This window comes from Streptomyces sp. NPDC060027 (assembly GCF_042737005.1).
Taxonomy (GTDB): Bacteria; Actinomycetota; Actinomycetes; order Streptomycetales; family Streptomycetaceae; genus Streptomyces.
On sequence record NZ_JBHWVI010000467.1, the window covers coordinates 1 to 1,296 of the forward strand.

At 66.5% G+C, this 1,296-nt stretch carries 2 protein-coding genes; both read right to left on the minus strand.

Annotated elements, in window-relative coordinates:
- Positions 1 to 28 precede the first annotated feature (28 nt).
- Positions 29 to 364 (minus strand): hypothetical protein, encoded by a 336-nt coding sequence (locus tag ACFWBT_RS43050; RefSeq protein ID WP_385710308.1) that lies wholly within the window; start codon positions 362 to 364, stop codon positions 29 to 31.
- Between the two features lie 4 nt (positions 365 to 368).
- Positions 369 to 1,261, minus strand: a protein-coding gene (locus tag ACFWBT_RS43055) for an IS5 family transposase (protein WP_385710311.1) whose coding sequence is annotated in 2 segments (ribosomal slippage) — positions 369 to 896 and positions 899 to 1,261 — 891 coding nt in all. Because the reading frame shifts where the segments join, the coding sequence is not laid out codon by codon here.
- Between the last annotated feature and the right edge of the window lie 35 nt (positions 1,262 to 1,296).

Consider the following 1,296-nt stretch of genomic DNA (forward strand, 5'->3'; position numbering starts at 1 on the left):
ACAACGGCTAACACAATGAGGTCGTCTGTCAGCCCATGCAGGCGATGCAGTGCGTAAGGTCCTCTGCAAGGAAGATGACAAAGCGCCGTTGTGAGCTGGTGATCTTTGCCAGGTGGACGAGGGAAGTTCCGGCAGCTTGGAGCTTGCCAACGGCTTCGGCCAGTCCCGGTCGCGGGGTGACATCGGTGTCGAGCATCGTCTGGTGCCGGAAGGCCCAGATGTCCCATAACTGCTGGGCGGAGGCGGCCTGATGCCCTTCGGACAACAGCTCGAAGGCTGCACCGGCCCGAAGCGCAAGGAGGGCGGCTCGTGCAGAGGGGCTGTCGTCCAGGGCGAGCGCGAATTCAAGGTCGCTGCGGATCACATGCCTAGTCTGCCTGAGCTCTGCTGACGGAACGGCTGACTGGCGGGCGGGTCAAGAAGAGCATCTGTCGGTGGGTGATGAGGCAGCAGGCGAGTTTGAGGAACGCTTCGTGGATGTCGGCTCTGCGTTCCCACCGGATGCGAAGGCGTCGGAAGCCGTGGAGCCAGGCGAAGGTCCGCTCGACCACCCACCGGTAGGTGCCCAGTCCTGTGCCATGCAGGCCGCCGCGGCGGGCGATCGCGGGCACGATGCCGCGGGCGCGGACCTGGTCACGGTAGATGTCGTGGTCGTAGCCGCGGTCGGCGAACAGGGAGTCCGGCTTGCGGCGGGGACGGCCGACCCTGCCGCGGACCGGCGGGATCGCGTCGAGCAAGGGCAGGAGCTGGGTGACGTCGTTGCGGTTGCCGCCGGTCAGCAGGACCGCGAGCGGGGTGCCGAACCCGTCGGTGATCAGGTGGTGTTTCGAGCCGGCCCGGCCTCGGTCGACCGGCGAGGGGCCTGTGTGTATCCCCCTTTTAGCGCTCTGACGTGGGAGGAGTCGACCACGCAGCGGGACCAGTCCAGCCGGGAGGCCGCGTTCAGCTCAGCCAGCAAAACCTCGTGCAGCCGCTGCCACACGCCGGCCTCGTTCCAGTCCCGCAGCCGTCGCCAGCACGTCATGCCCGAGCCGAAGCCGAGGCCCTGAGGCAAGTACTCCCACTGGATTCCGGTGTGCAGCACGTACAAGATCCCGCACAGTACGTCCCTGTCCGGCAACGGCTTGCGGCCCGGATGCCGGAACCTGCGCTCACGCTGCGGCAGCAACGGCTCCAGGAGATCCCACAGCTCATCCGACACGATCCACGGTGACGTCCCCACAGCGGATAGAACGCTCAACTTCCGCCCCGGACACGGCAGCCAGGAGCGATCCACCTCATTGTGTTAGCCGTTGT